Source organism: Fictibacillus terranigra (assembly GCF_030412265.1).
Classification (GTDB): Bacteria; Bacillota; Bacilli; order Bacillales; family Fictibacillaceae; genus Fictibacillus_C; species Fictibacillus_C terrinigri.
The window spans coordinates 784416-800157 of sequence record NZ_JAUHLN010000002.1 but is presented as its reverse complement, the minus strand read 5'-3'; the positions used below and the strand labels follow the sequence as shown (position 1 = coordinate 800157).

The window sequence follows — 15742 nt, the reverse complement described above, 5'->3', positions numbered from 1 at the left end:
AAATTAATATACAAAGGAGTAGAAGGATGAAAGGATACCTGCAGCTGTCGAATGGAGAAAGCTTTGAAGGGGACTGGCATGGAAAGCCGCAGCCTACGAGCGGTGAAGTTGTTTTTTTTACCGGGATGACAGGATACCAGGAGGTGCTTAGCGATCCTTCCTATCATGGGCAGATCGTCGTATTTGCTTATCCACTGATCGGGAATTATGGGATTAATAAAGAAGACTTTGAATCTATCGTTCCGCAGCCGGCAGGAGTGGTCACTTGCTCAACAGATGAGGAAGGCCACCATTTCCAAAGGGAGGAGTCCTTTTCGGCACTGCTTAAGAAGCATAGCATACCTCATTTGAGCGGAGCGGATACACGTTCTCTGATTAAATTGATCCGTTCCGAGGGGGATATGAAAGGCGTATTAACCAGCAGTGTACAGAACATTCAGGTTAAAGAAGGAAAAGGAGTGCAGGGAAGGCTTGTCAAAGAAGTGGCAGTGAAAACACCGGAGGTTCATGGAAAAGGAAAGACCCATATCGTGCTGCTGGATTTCGGTTATAAGAAGTCTATCCTGGATGCTTTAGTTTCGCTCGGATGCAAAGTGACCATCGTTCCTTTTGATACGAAAGAAGAAATTCTCCATAAATTAAAACCGGATGGCCTTCTATTTTCAAACGGACCCGGAAACCCGAAAGAACTCGCACCCTATATGCCGCTGTACAAAAGGCTGGCCGAACTCTACCCTTCATTTGGCATTTGTCTCGGGCATCAGCTTTTGGCATTGGCATTTGGGGGAAACACAAAAAAATTAAAATTTGGCCATCGGGGAGCCAATCATCCTGTTATTAATGTGAAATCGAACAAAGTGGCGATGAGCTCACAGAATCACGGCTATGTCGTTGAAGAGAGCAGTTTACTTCAGACCGGCTTTCAAGTGCTCTATAAAAATATCAACGACGGCAGTGTGGAAGGGATGTTTCATGAAACTTATCCCGTCATGACGACTCAATTTCATCCGGAAGCCAATCCCGGCCCGGAGGATCATGCCTATTTGTTCAACCATTTTATTGACTTGATTCAAGAAAAGAGGAGCGAAAAGATTTATGCCTAAGCATCAAGAGATTCATAGTGTCCTTGTGATCGGTTCAGGACCAATCGTCATCGGGCAGGCAGCTGAATTCGATTATGCAGGAACACAAGCCTGCGCAGCACTGAAGGAGGAAGGGATCCACGTCATTCTGGTGAATAATAATCCGGCAACCATCATGACAGATGAAACATATGCCGATAAGGTTTATTTTGAACCTCTGACTGTCAGGTCCTTGGCAAGCATCATTAAAAAGGAGAAACCTGATGGGCTGCTGGCTTCAGTCGGGGGGCAGACCGGGTTGAATTTAGCCATGGAGCTGCAGGAACAAGGAATCCTAGAAGAACATGAAGTAAAGCTGCTCGGAACAAATTTGGAGTCCATTAAAAAAGCAGAAGACCGTGAACAATTCCGTACACTGATGCACGAGCTGAATGAACCTGTACCCGACAGTGAGATTGTAACCACCGTTGAAGAGGCTGCAGCGTTTTCAGAAAAAATAGGATTTCCAGTCATAATCCGACCAGCTTATACACTCGGTGGGTATGGCGGGGGGACCGCAAATTCAGAGCATGAGCTGAGTGTGATCGTCAAAAAAGGTCTTTCAGCAAGTCCGATCGGGCAGTGTCTGATCGAGAAAAGCATTGCCGGATTTAAAGAGATCGAATATGAAGTGGTACGCGACAGAAATGATACGTGCATTACGATTTGCAACATGGAAAACATCGATCCGGTAGGCATTCATACCGGTGATTCAATGGTTGTAGCACCCAGCCAGACGATGACAGACCATGAGTACCACATGCTTCGTTCGTCAGCGATAAAAATCATCAGGTCCCTCGGGATCATCGGCGGATGCAATATTCAATTTGCACTCGATCCGGACAGCAAAACCTATTATCTGATAGAGGTGAATCCGCGGCTGAGCCGTTCTTCTGCACTGGCTTCAAAAGCAACAGGATATCCTATCGCAAAAATAGCCGCCAAGTTAAGCATTGGCTATCTGCTTCATGAGCTTAAGAACCCGGTGACCGGTTCAACGTTTGCAAGCTTCGAACCGGCTTTGGATTATATTACCGTAAAAATGCCGCGCTGGCCGTTTGATAAATTCCCGGAAGCTGAAAGAAAACTCGGTACGCAAATGAAGGCTACCGGAGAAGTGATGGCCATCGAAAGAAATCTTGAATCAGCCCTGCAAAAGGCTGTACGTTCGCTGGAACTGGATACAGAAAGTATTTTTTTGAAGGAACTGAAGGATTGGCACAGCGATGAACTGAAGCAGCTCTTGATCGAAGCCGATGACCGCCGCTTCTTTGCGATCATGGAACTGCTCAGCCGGGGTGTTTCAGTTAAAGAGATCCATGAAGCCACGAAGATAAATTCCTTTTTTCTTGCATCATTTAAAAAATTAGCGGACCTTGACCAGCAGATCAAGAACAGTTCAATGGAATCCCTAGAATTAACCGAGCTTTCTGTATGGAAGGCTGCGGGGTTCTCTGACCTGACGATCGCTGCGGCCTGGGGCATGACTGAAAATGAAGTAAGACAAAAAAGGATCCAATCAGGAATTGTGCCGTCTTATAAAATGGTGGACACATGCGCGGCAGAGTTCACTGCAAATACGGCCTATTACTACTCAAGCTGGAAAGGGAAAAACGACAAACTCCCGGGAAACAAAGAAAAGATTGCCATCATCGGATCGGGACCGATACGGATCGGCCAAGGGGTAGAGTTCGACTACTGCTGTGTTCATGGGGTGCTGGCACTGCAGAAGGAAGGCTATGAGACCATACTGATCAATAATAATCCGGAGACCGTAAGCACTGATTTTGAAGTGGCGGATACGCTTTATTTTGAACCTCTCTCTTTCGAGGACATTATGAACGTACTTGAGTTTGAAGGAGCAGAAAAAGCAATATTGCAGTTTGGCGGACAGACAGCCATTAACGTAGCAAATCAGCTGGAGGATGCGGGCATCCAAGTCCTTGGTTCAAAAGCCGACCTGATCGATGAGATGGAGAACAGGGAGAGGTTTTATCACTTTTTGAAAAAATGCAGCATCCCTCATGTGCCAGGTGAAACCGCATATGATCATCAAGAGGTGTTGACGTTCGCGCAAAAGATCGGATATCCTGTACTGCTGCGTCCTTCCTATGTAATCGGTGGAGAAGGAATGTTGATTGTTCATGGCGAGCAGGAACTGAAGAACTATTTGAACACGCAGAATATCGAGTTTCCTGTTTTAGTCGATCGTTACATTTCAGGAAAAGAAGCAGAAGTCGATGTCTTAACTGATGGAGACGAAGTATTTATTCCTGGAGTATTTGAACATATTGAGCCGGCAGGCATCCATTCTGGAGACAGCACAGCTGTTACACCTCCAGTTAGTCTGCAAAAGAAAACGATCGATCTTATCGTCTCTTGCACTCATACGATTGCCCGCTCAATGCCGTTCAAAGGGATCTTCAATATCCAGTTCGTCATCGATGGAAACGACGTCTATGTCCTGGAGATCAACCCGCGCGCATCAAGGACCGCACCTATTTTTAATAAAATCACCGGTGTGAACATCATTCAGTCGGCGGTTCAAGTTATGCTCAGCAAGACGCTGGCAGAGCTTGGCATACAAGCTGGGCTGAACGAAAGCCAATATTTTGCCGTGAAGACACCGGTGTTCTCAAATATAAAGCTCCCGGGCCTTTCGCCAAAAACTGCTCCAATCATGCGTTCCACTGGTGAAGTGCTTGGAATCGGCAGCACTGTAGGAGAGGCGGTTCAAAAGGTTTTTGCCGGCTGCAACCCTGCTGCCCGGACAGGGGATGGTTCTTTGCCAGCCAGCCTGTTTGCAGACGTAAAGGAAGAGCTTCTTACTATAGAAGAAACACAACTTCTCGAACTTTGGAAAGAGAAAGGCGTCAGCATTTATTTTCCATCACAGCTGTCTTTTTCTGAATGGAATCAATGGAGTCAGACCGGAATCTACTTTTCAACCGGCAGGGATAAGATTTCAAAGAGCAGGTTAATGGAGGCAAGTCTGGGAGGCAATTATATCTTTACACAATGGGAAACGTGCGCATTTTATCAGCATGGATTGCTTTCATATAGCGACAACCCTGTCCATATCAAAGAAAATCGTCAAGAAAGAAAGGGAGTTAAATCATGAATCCGATGGCATCGATTGCAGAAACGTCACTGAAAGGGAAGGACCTGTTAACGCTTGCAGACTGGAAGGCGGATGAAATCAACCAAATCCTTAAGTACGCCCTTCAGCTGAAGAAAGAAAACCAGCCAAAACAGCTGCTTGCAGGAAAAACACTGGGGATGATCTTTGAAAAATCATCGACCAGAACAAGAGTTTCATTTGAGGTCGGCATGCTTCAATTGGGCGGGCATGCTCTTCATCTGAGTTCACGTGACATTCAAATGGGGAGAGGAGAATCGATCGCTGACACCGCTAAAGTACTTTCGCGATATCTTGATGCGATCATGATCCGAACCTTTAACCATGAGATTGTAGAAGAACTTGCTCTTCATGCGGATATTCCTGTAATCAACGGATTGACTGATGATTATCACCCATGCCAGGTGCTTGCTGATCTTATGACCATTCTTGAATATAAATCATCGTTTGCAGGAAAAAAATTAGCGTATATTGGGGACGGGAACAACATAGCCCACTCCTTGATGATCGGTTCGGCAAAAGTAGGACTGGACTGTACAATAGTCACTCCTGAGAACTATGAGCCAAAAGCGGAGATTGTAAGCAAAGCTCAGGAAATTGCGAAAGCCTCAGGTGCGAAGATACTTGTGACCACAGACTTAGAAAAAGGCATACAAAATGCGGATATCGTGTATACCGATGTATGGGCGAGCATGGGCTGGGAAGATGAAGCGAACGAGCGTCTCAAGGCCTTCAAAGAATATCAAGTCAACAGCAAAACCTTATCAGTCGCTAAATCAGATTATATTTTCATGCATTGTCTGCCTGCACACCGCGGAGAAGAAGTGACAGGCGAGATTATCGATGGAACCCATTCCGTTGTCTTTGACGAAGCAGAAAACAGGCTTCATGTTCAAAAAGCACTGCTTGCTTCCGTATTGTAAGGGAGATGAACACATTGGGGCTGGGTGAATAACATGTGTTAGTAAGGAGGTGCCCCATGTTTAATAACCAGAATCCCTATTACGCTCAGCAGCAAGGCTACCAGCAGCCACAACAGGGCTTTCAGCAGCCGCAACAGGGCTATCAGCAGCAAGGCTTCCCGCCGAATCCTCAAATGATCAAAAAGATACAGAAGCTGTGCCGGAAACACATTCAGCGTCTTGTATCGGTAACCATGCTCGATGGCAGTGGATATGATGGATTTATCGAATTCATGGATGGACAGAATATTTATTTTGCTTCCCCTATTATCGATGAGGGGCAGCACAGTGAAAGAGAGAACAGCGCGACCGAATACGACTATCCCTATTACGGGTTCTCCCAGCCAGTGAGAAGCTATGAAATTGAACGGTTCATCATTCCGGTATCCAACTTGGCTAACGTCGCGCCTGTTCCATATTTATAATTTCCGAACCAGCCAGGATTGGTTGGTTTTTTTGTCTGTTTTTGGGAATAGTAAACAACGAAAATGTAAAAAGGAGTGTGGAAGCATTGGGTCAGAATCATCAATTTAAACATGGGCAAAAAGCTCCTAACAACGGCATCTACGTAGAAATCGGGGAAACCGGAAGCATGGTTAACGATCCGAAAGAGGTCAGGCTTAGTACGGGGGATCCTTTTCCGGAAAATTCAAATCATAACCGTGTATGGACGTATAAACGAAAACCTTGATTAACGGAAAATCTGCCGGATTGGTGCGATAGTTAACCAACTGCCGCGTAAAAGAAAAAAGGACCCGAATATCAGGTCCTTTTTTCGCGGTTTTCGAATTCTTCTTTGACCGCCTTTAGAAGTTCTGGATCTGTCAAAAGATCAAAGCCGGTTAAAGCCAGTGATTTTGCGCCGATCAGCATGCCTTCATAGCCCTGCTCTGAATTTGCCGCAGCACAGAATTCCTTCGTATGGAGATTGTGAAGGCCATCCGTAATCTTAATGTAGGGATGGATGGACGGTACAATCTGGCTCACATTTCCTAAATCAAGCGAGCCATGATCATTTCCTGTTTCAATGTCCTCAAGCGGGATGCCCAGTGATACAAGATTGTTAGTGAATGCATCAGACATGGCTGCGTTTGTCAGAAGATTAGCGTATCCGAGCTCATAATGAGAGAAGTCCCATTCACAGCCTGTTCCCAATGCCGCTCCAGCAGCACAAGCCTTCACTCTGCTTACAAGGTCTGGCAACTGTTCAACCGTAGATGCACGAACATAAAATTTAGCCTGTGTCCGATCGGGTATCACATTCGGAACAGTTCCGCCCTGAGTGATCACCCCATGGATCCGGACATCAGGGGTCACTTGCTGTCTTAGTGCATTCACATTGTTAAACAATGAAATCACCGCATCTAAAGCGTTGATCCCCTCATGAGGAGATGCTGCAGCGTGAGCCGACTTTCCCTTAAAATCAAATTGCAAAGCTTCCATTGCCATGCTGGATCCACTTCTCTCATAAGATTTGTATGGATGGCACATGAGTGCAGCGTCTGTTCGGCTGAAATAACCCTTATCAGCCAAGGCAACCTTAGCTCCGCCACTCTCTTCTGCAGGGGTACCGTAAACAAGCACTTTGCCTCCGGTTGCGGTGACCACCCGGCTCAGCGCGATCCCGGCAGCCGTACTCATTGCTCCGATCAAATTATGGCCGCACGCATGGCCAATCTCGGGCAGGGCATCATATTCTGCTAAGAAGCTGATGGAAGGTCCGGGTCTTCCACTGTCATACACCGCAATAAATGCCGTTTCCATTCCATCAATGTTCTGCTCGACCACAAAACCGAAAGATGTTAATGTCTCGATGAGTTTATAAGATGACTGATGCTCATTATAGCCGAGCTCCGGATGCTCCCAAATGTATCGGGCGACATCTTTAAAAAGAGTATAATTGCTATCCAGAAAAGCTGTAATGGATTCTTTCATTCAATAACCTCCTGTAAAGTTCCTATTATATATGTATGAAAAAAAGCCCTTCACTGATGTGATGGGCTGCTATTTTGGTTATTCTGCAGTTTCAGCTTCATTAGGAAGCACTGCACCGATAATCAAAATAAATACGGCAAAGACCACGCCGAAGGTTGAAGCTTTTGCGAAGTCGAATGCTCCGCCCTGCATGGAAGCCAGTACGTAAAATGCCATGTTGCTTAAAAGTAATGACCAGATTAATGTCCAGAAATAGCGCATTTAGTTCACCTCAGCTTTGTGTAAACGAGTTCTTCTCATGATATAGTAACAAATAATTAATGTTTTGTCTTTAAATGTTTTAGGAAATCCTGCAAGAATAGGCATATCCCTTCTCCTCTTTCACAGAACGGACATAGAATAAGTAAGAAAACTTTGGATGAGGGGAGAAAAGTGAGTATCGAAGAGAGATCATTCAGCCTAGATGGACAATGGAATACAATACATCTTCCTGAACAGCCAAACGGTTTTGCTGTCATGATATTCGGAGACTGCAATCATTTTGTTGATAATCATACAAGTTTATGGAAACAGAACAGTGAACGCTTCACGCTCATCCAAACACTGATGAAAATGGGCTACACTGTTTTTTATTCTCATTTATACGGCCGCAATTGGGGAAATCCTGAGGCCGTAAATCTTGCCAGAAGAGTCTATCGCTATGTGTTGAAGTATGAGGTTCTAAATCCTAAAATTCATATTCTTGCTGAAGGGATGGGCGCATTAACGGCCATTGACTTTATCAATGATATGGACGGGTATATCCGCTCAGCCATATTTATTAATCCTTGCCTGGATTTAAAAGGGCATTTTCAGCAAGAGAAGCAGAACAAATTGTTCTTAAAACGAATCCGTAAAGAAATCAGCCAGGCTTACCGAGTTGAAATTGAACAGATCGATGGACTGTTGGAGAAGGAGATGTCCCGTTTCACGTTAAAACGAAATGTGCCGATCAACATCTTTCATGATGCAACCGGTTCGGTGTACCCATTAAAAGTGCACGGAAGGCCGTTTGAAAATTCATGTCTTGAAAAAGGGTTCTACGTAACGCTTACCATACAGATGCCGGGAAAAAGTGCTGAACGGTATACTGCTATCCCTAAATTTTTCAGCCGCTTCGAGTCGATCCTGTAACGTTAGGTTGCAGGTTTTTTTCATTCATAGCATGGCGCTTCCGCTTTTCTTAAGATGCATACTCCGTAAGATGAAAAATACGATATAGAGAAGGAAAAAGAACGGAGGATTGTTCATGAAGCGAGCACTCGTTACAGGAGCAGCAGGCTTTATCGGCTCTCACTTATGCACCAGGCTTTTAGAGGATGAAATAGAAGTCATCGGGATCGATGGGTCTCCAACAACCGAAAAGTTAGACTATATAGGAAGAAATGCAAATTTTGAATTGATCAATGAAAGAATTGAACAAGTAGATTTATCAAAGTTAATGCACAGAGTGGATGTAATCTTTCACCTGGCCTGTGGAATTCAGCCTAATGAACAATGGAAAGATATTGAGGCTAAAGTAAAGGAGCACGTTCATTACTTGAGACTCCTGGCCCAAGCCATAGAGGGCGGGAAAAAGAAATTCGTCTTTTCCTCCTCATATGATGTGTATGGAAAAAAAACTGGCGAAGTGACAGAGAACTCTGCTGCGAATCCTCAAACGATGTATGGCTTGATAAAGCTTACAGAAGAAAATTATATTCGGATGGCAGCTGCTAAAAAGCAGTTCCCATATGTGATCCTCAGATTCCCAACAGTATATGGCCCATGGCAGCCTGAGGAAATGACATTCCAGCAGATCATTAATGCGGATGAAGGGGCGCGCAAAATCAGGACATTAAAAAAAGATTCCGTAACAGAGGATGCCATATACGTCGAAGATGCAGTTCAAGCTTTATGTCTGGCTGCAGAACATGAGAGCAGAAATGTCATCTATAATATCGGAAGCGGAACAAGCGGGGAATGGCGAAAAGGATTAAAGCTTTTATCGGTAAGAGATGATGAAATCCCGCATGAAAAGAGAAACATGGTAGTGCTTGGAGAGAAGGCGGCTAAAGAACTTGGCTTCCGCTCAGGTGTAAAAATAGAAGAGGGATTGGAAAAACAGATCCAGCACAGCAAACAAAGGCTGAAAAATAGGTTCAAGACATAAAAAGGGAAAATTTGTTTTCCCTTTTTTTATTTATTCTTTATACTATTAAAGGGGATATCCGGCAAGCGAGGAAATGGGAGTGAACGTTTGAAATGCAGATAAAAGTTTTGCTCCTGGCGGCTTGTATACTGTTAGGTCTCACAGGATGCCAAGAAAAATCTTCACAGAATCTTCATAACACAGGGCTCCTGATTCAGGATACGATCAATGACCAGGGCTGGGGTGACAAAGGATACAAAGGCCTTTTAAAGATTCAGGATACATATGGGAATGAAGTTTTTTATAAAGAGAAAATAGAAACAAAAAGCCAGGTGCTTAAAGCAGTAAAAGGGTTTCAAAAGAAAAAGGTTAATCTCGTGTTTGGGCACGGTCAAATTTATGCGGATATCTTTGACCAGATCAGCGGTGATTATCCCAAGATGCACTTTGTCAGCTTCAACGGCAAAGTCCACGGAGAAAACGTAACTAGCATTCATTTTAACTCATATGGAATGGGTTTTTTCGCTGGAATGGCGGCAGCCAAAATGAGCCGTACCGATCATCTCGGTGTGATTGCAGCCCAGGATTGGCAGCCTGAAATCAACGGTTTTATCGAAGGGGCGAAATATCAAAAGCCGAGGATCAAAGTGGATAAGCATGTGATTCACAGCTGGAGGGATGAGCAAAAGGCAATCAGTTCCTTCCGGAAGATGAAGGCTGCCGGTGCAGATGTTTTTTATCCTGCAGGAGACGGATTTACCATCCCTGTTATAGAGGAAGTAAAAAACAATGCGCTGTACGCCGTTGGTTATGTTTCTGATCAATCCGATCTTGGCCGTGCCACTGTGCTGACAAGTACGGTTCAAAATGTAGAATATGTATATGGATATATCGCTGATCAATTTAATGAAGGCCGTCTGAAATCCGGTAACCTGCAATACGGTTTTAAAGAAAAAGCCATTTCTTTGGGCAGATTCAGCCCGCTAGTGCCTGCATCTTTTGAAAAAAAATTAAAACAGGACATTAATGAGTACAAAAAAACCGGAAAACTCCCCGATGGAAAAATCATGAAGGAACATGTACTGGAGGATGAACAATGAATCAGGAACTCAACATGAAATTTATGCAGATTGCGATGAAGCACCTGCCGGAAGGAAAAGAGCTTTTGGAGAAAAAAGGGATGGAGCTTTCCATGGAAGACATCCAGCCGATGCTGAATCTTCTCCTCAAAGTGATGAATGACGCTTATGAATTGGGTAAACAAGATCAATAATACAGAAAAGGAGCCAACTGGTTGGCTCCTTTACTTTTTCTTAAAGGCGTTCAAAAGCGGAGATACTTGCTGTGCCACTTTAACGGTCTGGTCGATAACAGCCATCAGCTTGTTATAATCAAAGGCCCCGTCGTTCGTCCGGAATGCACTTAACAAAGGATTGGGGCGCTGAAAGGGCTGGCGGTAAGCCATCGGTATAAATGGCGGCGGTTCACTAGGAGGCTGTTCCCTTGTTTGCCGCGGAGGAGGAAAAGGGCTTCTAGCATGCATCATCGGCGGCCTGGACCGCCTAGGTGAAGGATGCCCATAGCGAGGATCATTCACATGTACCACTCCTGTTTTTCAGACTGATTACATCTCTCTCTAGGATATGCCTCAACATTCGGTTGGTATCTTGTCCCGGGAATCTCGGGGACTGGACAAAAAACAAAAAATACCTTACATTGGTACCAGGTCTTAAAAATTGATACTAAGAAATCATATAAAAATAAACCAAAGGGGTAATGACATGAATGCTGGAATAATAGGCTTAGGTGCTTATGTCCCTGAAAAAGTGTTAACAAATTTTGATTTGGAAAAAATGGTAGATACCAGTGATGAATGGATTCGCACACGAACAGGAATAGAAGAGCGCAGGATAGCAGCTGACGATGTTAATACATCTCACATGTCTGAACATGCGGCAAGAGAGGCATTGAAGGATGCCGAATTGAATGCGGAAGACATCGATTTGATTGTCGTTGCGACGGTTACACCGGATAATCCGTTTCCTTCTGTTGCCTGTCTGATCCAGGAACGCCTTGGTGCTGTAAACGCTGTTGCGATGGATATTAGTGCAGCATGCTCCGGATTCATGTATGGAATGGTCATCGCCAAACAATTCATCGAATCGGGCACGTATAAAAATGTGCTTGTCGTAGGTGCTGAAAAACTGTCCAAAATCACAGACTGGAGCGACAGGAACACTGCCGTGCTTTTCGGTGACGGAGCAGGAGCTGCTGTCATGTCCAAAGTATCAGAAGGCAGAGGAATCCTTTCCTTTGAACTCGGTTCTGACGGAAGAGGAGCAAAACACCTTTATCAGGATGAATATCTCTTTATGAATGGCCGGGAAGTCTTTAAATTTGCTGTCCGCCAAATGGGTGAGTCATCAATGAACGTGGTTGAAAAGGCTGGCTTAACCAAAGATGATGTGGATTACCTTATTCCGCATCAAGCCAACATACGGATCATGGAAGCGTCAAGGCAGCGTCTGGAGCTTCCAAAAGAGAAGATGGCGGTTACCGTCAACAAATATGGAAATACTTCATCTGCTTCCATCCCAATGGCTATTTCTGATGCGTTGAAAGATGGTAAGATAAAAGATGATGATCTGTTAGTCCTCGTTGGATTTGGAGGCGGCCTTACATGGGGTGCTGTCGCGCTTCGCTGGGGCAGGTAATAGCTAACTATTCTTCAAAGGAGAGTTGATTGATAATGAAAAGACGCGTAGTAATTACAGGAATGGGAGCCATTTCTCCCCTTGGAAATAGTGTTGAAGAAACTTGGAACCGTATTATTGCAGGTGAATCCGGAGTAGGCCCATTAACTCGAAGGGACGCTGAGAAGTTTCCGGTAAAAGTAGCAGCAGAAGCGACTGAATTCGATCCTCAGGAATTTATGGACCGCAAAGATGCAAGGAAGATGGACCGTTTCACCCAGTTCGCGGTAGCCGCTTCCAAAATGGCAGTAGCTGATGCACATCTTGACATTACCGATGAGATCGCTCCTCGGGTTGGAGTGTGGATTGGTTCAGGGATTGGCGGAATGGATACGCATGAAGAACAGTTCCGTGTATTTGAGAAAAAAGGCTACAGAAGGGTCAGTCCGTTCTTTGTGCCGATGATGATTCCCGACATGGCTGCCGGCCAGGTTTCCATCATCCTTGGGGCAAAAGGAATGAACTCTTGTACGGTTACCGCTTGTGCATCAGGTGCAAACTCCATTGGCGACGCATTTAAAGTCATCCAGCGCGGAGATGCAGATGCCATGATCTGCGGGGGTACAGAAGCACCGATCACAGATATGGCACTTGCAGGTTTCTGCCAGGCCGGGGCACTTTCCTACAATGACGATCCTGCAACGGCAAGCCGCCCTTTTGATGCGAACCGCAGCGGTTTTGTCATCGGAGAGGGTGCGGGTATACTTATTCTTGAAGATCTGGAGTTCGCACAAAAACGCGGAGCAAAAATTTATGCAGAAATCGTAGGCTACGCGGGCACTGGGGATGCTCATCATATCACCGCACCAGCTCCAGGCGGAGAAGGCGGTGTGAGAGCGATGGCACAGGCGGTAGAGGACAGCGGCCTCTCAAAAGAAGACATCGACTACATCAATGCACATGGAACAAGCACAGACTATAACGATAAGTTTGAAACGATGGCGATTAAAGAAGTATTTGGCGAGCATGCCTACAAAGTGGCAGTCAGCTCTACAAAATCAATGACGGGACATCTTTTGGGAGCTGCTGGTGGCATTGAAGCCATCTTCTCAGTAAAAGCCATTAATGAAGGAATTATTCCACCTACGATTAACTATGAAACTCCAGATCCAGAGTGTGACCTCGACTACGTTCCTAACGAAGCGAGAAAAGCAGAAGTTAACGCCGTTCTCAGCAACTCTTTAGGATTCGGCGGGCACAACGCAACCCTGATCTTTAAAAAATATAGTGAGTAATAGTACAAAATGATGGTTGTTTTTATCAACCATCATTTTTGTTGAAAGTACAAAATGATGGCTGGTTTAAAGCCACCAGTTCTGTGTATAGTAAAAAACCCCTGGTTGATTTATTAACCAGGGTTTTTGTCCTTGATGAAGGGATAATTATTCCCAGCCCAAAGAATAAATTGGACAACCTATGACTATACTGTTTTTAACAAAACGGTTAAGCGAGGGGTTGCAGATGTTATATTTACGAGATGTTTGGGTGAATTGGTTTGAAGGTGAAGAAAACGGCTATAACGTTTGTGAGTTCCATGAGTGGAGGAAGGATGATTTCATTGAACTTCTGGATCAAGTTCCTATCGTAAAAATCGACTCGTCACTCTTTCATTATATTGAAAATGAACTTAGCGATCTTCCGGATTCTCTTTTAGATGAAGTCCACCAAAAAGCATACGTAAGAAAAAACAACCAGAGAGTGCAGCTTGATCATTGTTTTATTATTACGGATGAGAAGAAAACCATGGTGATCGACACGATGGGCTACCGCATTCCGATCCGTAAAAGCCGTTTGATTCCTAGACAGGAGCAGCTCGTTTATGAAATGGCCGAACAAATGGAGACCGCCACTTATACATTCAAACCGGAAATCAGAGAAAAAGAGCATCATATCCTCTCACCCGAACCCATCATCATGCGAGGGCTCACACGAAAAGAAAGGCAGTTAAAGCAGCTCTTGTTTATGGTACTGGACCAGCTGCATACAACGAAAAATGTAGCGGAAGTCAGGTATTGGTATACGGAGTGGATGCCGGAGAACTACATGGCAATCCAGAGGATGGAATTTGAAGAGGCGTGGGAAGCTCTCTATTCTGAAATTAAAGACGGCTGGAGCGATCAGCATTACGCGATTTGTGAACGGTTAGTAAAAGGGCAGCCTTATTTCGAGAAAATATGGGAGCTTGAGAACGGAACACATGTAAACTAAAAATGAGCAGCAAAAGGAGACTCTCGTCATCAAGAGAGTCTCCTTTAGTTTGCATGGTAGGAGGGGAATCCAGGCATAGGGGAGCTGTGAGAATTTTCAGTTAGGATCAATAATCTGGGGTTACGCTTAATTCACATGGGATTTCGCTCAATTTTTAAGTGTAAGGCTCAATTAAGTCCGATTTTCCCCTCCAAAGTTCACCCAATACAAAAAACCTCCACTCGCAGGTGGAGGTTTTACAATGAAATCCCAAACTACACACGCTTTCTTGCCAAGCCCATCGCGCGTTCAGCTTTATTGAGCATTTTGTTGGCTGCCCTGTTCGCTTTTTCAGCACCCTGATCAAGGATCTGGTCCAGTTCATCAGATTCAATGAGACTGTAGTAACGGTCTTGAATGGGTTTTAATCGTTCGACAATCGCTTTGGCTGTGCCTTCTTTAAATTCTCCATAACCTTTACCTTCATATTTGCTCTCTAACTCGGAAATGGATTCTCCCGAGCAAAGAGAGTAGATGGTTAGGAGGTTTGAGATCCCCGGCTTATTCTCTTTATCAAATTTCACAACTCCCTCAGAATCGGTTGTTGCACGTTTGATCTTTTTCGTGATCACGGCTTCATCATCCAGTATTGAAATGAAGGCATTGATGTTTGGATCGGACTTGCTCATTTTTTTTACCGGGTCAACAAGGGACATGATTCTTGCTCCCACCTTAGGGATTCGAGGCTCTGGGATCGTGAAGATTTCACGGTATTTCTTATTAAACCGTTCGGCAAGATCTCTTGTCAGTTCAATATGCTGTTTCTGATCGTCTCCTACTGGAACAAGCTCAGTGCCATAAAGCAGGATATCTGCAGCCATAAGCGGCGGATACGTCAACAATCCTGCAGAAACAGCATCTTTTCCTTTGGATTTGTCTTTGAATTGGGTCATTCGCTCGAGTTCGCCGATATAGGAGATACACTGCAAGATCCATCCCATTCTCGCGTGGGCCGGAACATCCGACTGGATGAAAAGGGTAGACTTCTCTGGATCAATACCTACTGCGAGATACAATGCGGCAAGGCCTCTGCTGTTCTTTTTCAGCTGCACCGGATCCTGAGGGACGGTAATCGCATGCTGGTTGACCACACAGAAATAGCAGTAGTTATCCTCCTGATAGTCGACAAAGTGCTGTAGTGCTCCTAAATAGTTGCCGAGTGTGATCGTTCCGCTCGGCTGTATGCCTGAAAATATCGTTGCCATAAAACATCCTGCTCCTTTACATTTTACTTTGAAAATCAATACAAAAAGGCCCATTCATCCCGTTAAAAGGGACGAATGGACCGCGGTGCCACCCTTAATTATTCATAAAGAATCACTCAGACCCGTACGATCATACGGTGCCCATTCTATCGTGCGGACAAACACGCCTGTTCCTACTGAAAAGTTCAGACAGGAGCTCAAAAGCCCATT

At 44.8% G+C, this 15742-nt stretch carries 16 protein-coding genes and 1 other annotated feature (1 of these 17 running past the window's edge); of the genes, 12 read left to right on the top strand and 4 right to left on the bottom strand.

The annotated features are described in order from the left end of the window. Positions 1-26: 26 nt before the first annotated feature. From QYF49_RS11970 to QYF49_RS11950, 5 genes are all read left to right on the top strand, one after another. A complete protein-coding gene (locus QYF49_RS11970) occupies positions 27-1103 on the top strand; it encodes a carbamoyl phosphate synthase small subunit (protein ID WP_290399819.1) in 1077 nt (358 codons plus the stop codon). After that, a complete protein-coding gene (gene carB / locus QYF49_RS11965) occupies positions 1096-4242 on the top strand; it encodes a carbamoyl-phosphate synthase (glutamine-hydrolyzing) large subunit (RefSeq protein ID WP_290399818.1) in 3147 nt (1048 codons plus the stop codon). The genes QYF49_RS11970 and carB overlap by 8 nt, the downstream gene beginning before the upstream one ends. Positions 4243-4247: 5 nt before the next feature. Then, positions 4248-5183, top strand: coding sequence for an ornithine carbamoyltransferase (gene argF, locus QYF49_RS11960; RefSeq protein WP_425589588.1), 936 nt, complete (start codon positions 4248-4250; stop codon positions 5181-5183). Between the two features lie 56 nt (positions 5184-5239). Then, the gene (locus QYF49_RS11955) at positions 5240-5647 is read left to right on the top strand and encodes a hypothetical protein (protein WP_290399816.1); all 408 of its coding nucleotides are present in this window, start codon (positions 5240-5242) and stop codon (positions 5645-5647) included. Positions 5648-5733: 86 nt separating this feature from the next. Then, a complete protein-coding gene (locus QYF49_RS11950) occupies positions 5734-5913 on the top strand; it encodes a YjzC family protein (RefSeq protein WP_290399815.1) in 180 nt (59 codons plus the stop codon). A 71-nt stretch (positions 5914-5984) separates the two neighbouring features. Here the strand turns inward: QYF49_RS11950 and QYF49_RS11945 are convergent, their stop codons facing one another. Both QYF49_RS11945 and QYF49_RS11940 read right to left on the bottom strand, forming a co-directional pair. Further along, complete coding sequence (locus tag QYF49_RS11945; protein ID WP_290399814.1) at positions 5985-7157, bottom strand: M20 family metallopeptidase; 1173 nt, start codon at positions 7155-7157, stop codon at positions 5985-5987. 78 nt (positions 7158-7235) lie between these two features. Beyond that, positions 7236-7418 carry a YjzD family protein gene (locus QYF49_RS11940; RefSeq protein WP_290399813.1) on the bottom strand — a complete coding sequence of 61 codons (183 nt, stop codon included), beginning with the start codon at positions 7416-7418 and terminating at the stop codon, positions 7236-7238. A 171-nt stretch (positions 7419-7589) separates the two neighbouring features. Here QYF49_RS11940 and QYF49_RS11935 point away from each other — a divergent pair, with 171 nt between their 5' ends. The 4 genes from QYF49_RS11935 (at position 7590) to QYF49_RS11920 (ending at position 10600) form a co-directional block, all read left to right on the top strand. Further along, on the top strand, positions 7590-8330 hold the full coding sequence (locus tag QYF49_RS11935; protein WP_290399812.1) for an alpha/beta hydrolase: 741 nt from the start codon (positions 7590-7592) through the stop codon (positions 8328-8330). A 115-nt stretch (positions 8331-8445) separates the two neighbouring features. Then, positions 8446-9348 carry an NAD-dependent epimerase/dehydratase family protein gene (locus tag QYF49_RS11930; RefSeq protein WP_290399811.1) on the top strand — a complete coding sequence of 301 codons (903 nt, stop codon included), beginning with the start codon at positions 8446-8448 and terminating at the stop codon, positions 9346-9348. Positions 9349-9440: 92 nt separating this feature from the next. Next, positions 9441-10427: a BMP family ABC transporter substrate-binding protein gene (locus QYF49_RS11925; RefSeq protein ID WP_290399810.1), complete on the top strand. Its 987-nt coding sequence runs from the start codon at positions 9441-9443 to the stop codon at positions 10425-10427. After that, the gene (locus QYF49_RS11920; protein WP_290399809.1) at positions 10424-10600 is read left to right on the top strand and encodes a ComZ family protein; all 177 of its coding nucleotides are present in this window, start codon (positions 10424-10426) and stop codon (positions 10598-10600) included. The genes QYF49_RS11925 and QYF49_RS11920 overlap by 4 nt, the downstream gene beginning before the upstream one ends. Positions 10601-10630: 30 nt before the next feature. Here the strand turns inward: QYF49_RS11920 and QYF49_RS11915 are convergent, their stop codons facing one another. After that, positions 10631-10924 carry a YppG family protein gene (locus tag QYF49_RS11915; RefSeq protein WP_290399808.1) on the bottom strand — a complete coding sequence of 98 codons (294 nt, stop codon included), beginning with the start codon at positions 10922-10924 and terminating at the stop codon, positions 10631-10633. A gap of 184 nt (positions 10925-11108) precedes the next feature. On the opposite strand from QYF49_RS11915, the gene QYF49_RS11910 reads away from it, so the two are divergent. The 3 genes from QYF49_RS11910 to QYF49_RS11900 all read left to right on the top strand — a co-directional run bounded on the left by QYF49_RS11910 (position 11109) and on the right by QYF49_RS11900 (position 14288). Next, complete coding sequence (locus tag QYF49_RS11910; RefSeq protein ID WP_290399807.1) at positions 11109-12041, top strand: beta-ketoacyl-ACP synthase III; 933 nt, start codon at positions 11109-11111, stop codon at positions 12039-12041. Positions 12042-12073: 32 nt separating this feature from the next. Next, positions 12074-13315, top strand: coding sequence for a beta-ketoacyl-ACP synthase II (fabF, locus tag QYF49_RS11905; protein ID WP_290400431.1), 1242 nt, complete (start codon positions 12074-12076; stop codon positions 13313-13315). A gap of 226 nt (positions 13316-13541) precedes the next feature. Beyond that, complete coding sequence (locus tag QYF49_RS11900; RefSeq protein WP_290399806.1) at positions 13542-14288, top strand: YjbA family protein; 747 nt, start codon at positions 13542-13544, stop codon at positions 14286-14288. A gap of 254 nt (positions 14289-14542) precedes the next feature. Here QYF49_RS11900 and trpS read toward each other — a convergent pair whose 3' ends face one another. Beyond that, positions 14543-15532, bottom strand: a complete 990-nt coding sequence (gene trpS, locus QYF49_RS11895; RefSeq protein ID WP_290399805.1) for a tryptophan--tRNA ligase — start codon at positions 15530-15532, stop codon at positions 14543-14545. Between the two features lie 64 nt (positions 15533-15596). Further along, positions 15597-15742: a binding site (T-box leader), on the bottom strand (it continues 86 nt past the right edge of the window).

Bases quoted from the DNA above. Each gene is read 5' to 3' on its own strand.
- QYF49_RS11970 (WP_290399819.1), top strand. From the start codon at position 27: ATGAAAGGATACCTGCAGCTGTCGAATGGAGAAAGCTTTGAAGGGGAC.
- carB (WP_290399818.1), top strand. From the start codon at position 1,096: ATGCCTAAGCATCAAGAGATTCATAGTGTCCTTGTGATCGGTTCAGGA.
- argF (WP_425589588.1), top strand. From the start codon at position 4,248: ATGGCATCGATTGCAGAAACGTCACTGAAAGGGAAGGACCTGTTAACG.
- QYF49_RS11955 (WP_290399816.1), top strand. From the start codon at position 5,240: ATGTTTAATAACCAGAATCCCTATTACGCTCAGCAGCAAGGCTACCAG.
- QYF49_RS11945 (WP_290399814.1), bottom strand. From the start codon at position 7,157: ATGAAAGAATCCATTACAGCTTTTCTGGATAGCAATTATACTCTTTTT.
- QYF49_RS11940 (WP_290399813.1), bottom strand. From the start codon at position 7,418: ATGCGCTATTTCTGGACATTAATCTGGTCATTACTTTTAAGCAACATG.
- QYF49_RS11930 (WP_290399811.1), top strand. From the start codon at position 8,446: ATGAAGCGAGCACTCGTTACAGGAGCAGCAGGCTTTATCGGCTCTCAC.
- QYF49_RS11925 (WP_290399810.1), top strand. From the start codon at position 9,441: ATGCAGATAAAAGTTTTGCTCCTGGCGGCTTGTATACTGTTAGGTCTC.
- QYF49_RS11920 (WP_290399809.1), top strand. From the start codon at position 10,424: ATGAATCAGGAACTCAACATGAAATTTATGCAGATTGCGATGAAGCAC.
- QYF49_RS11910 (WP_290399807.1), top strand. From the start codon at position 11,109: ATGAATGCTGGAATAATAGGCTTAGGTGCTTATGTCCCTGAAAAAGTG.
- QYF49_RS11900 (WP_290399806.1), top strand. From the start codon at position 13,542: ATGTTATATTTACGAGATGTTTGGGTGAATTGGTTTGAAGGTGAAGAA.
- trpS (WP_290399805.1), bottom strand. From the start codon at position 15,532: ATGGCAACGATATTTTCAGGCATACAGCCGAGCGGAACGATCACACTC.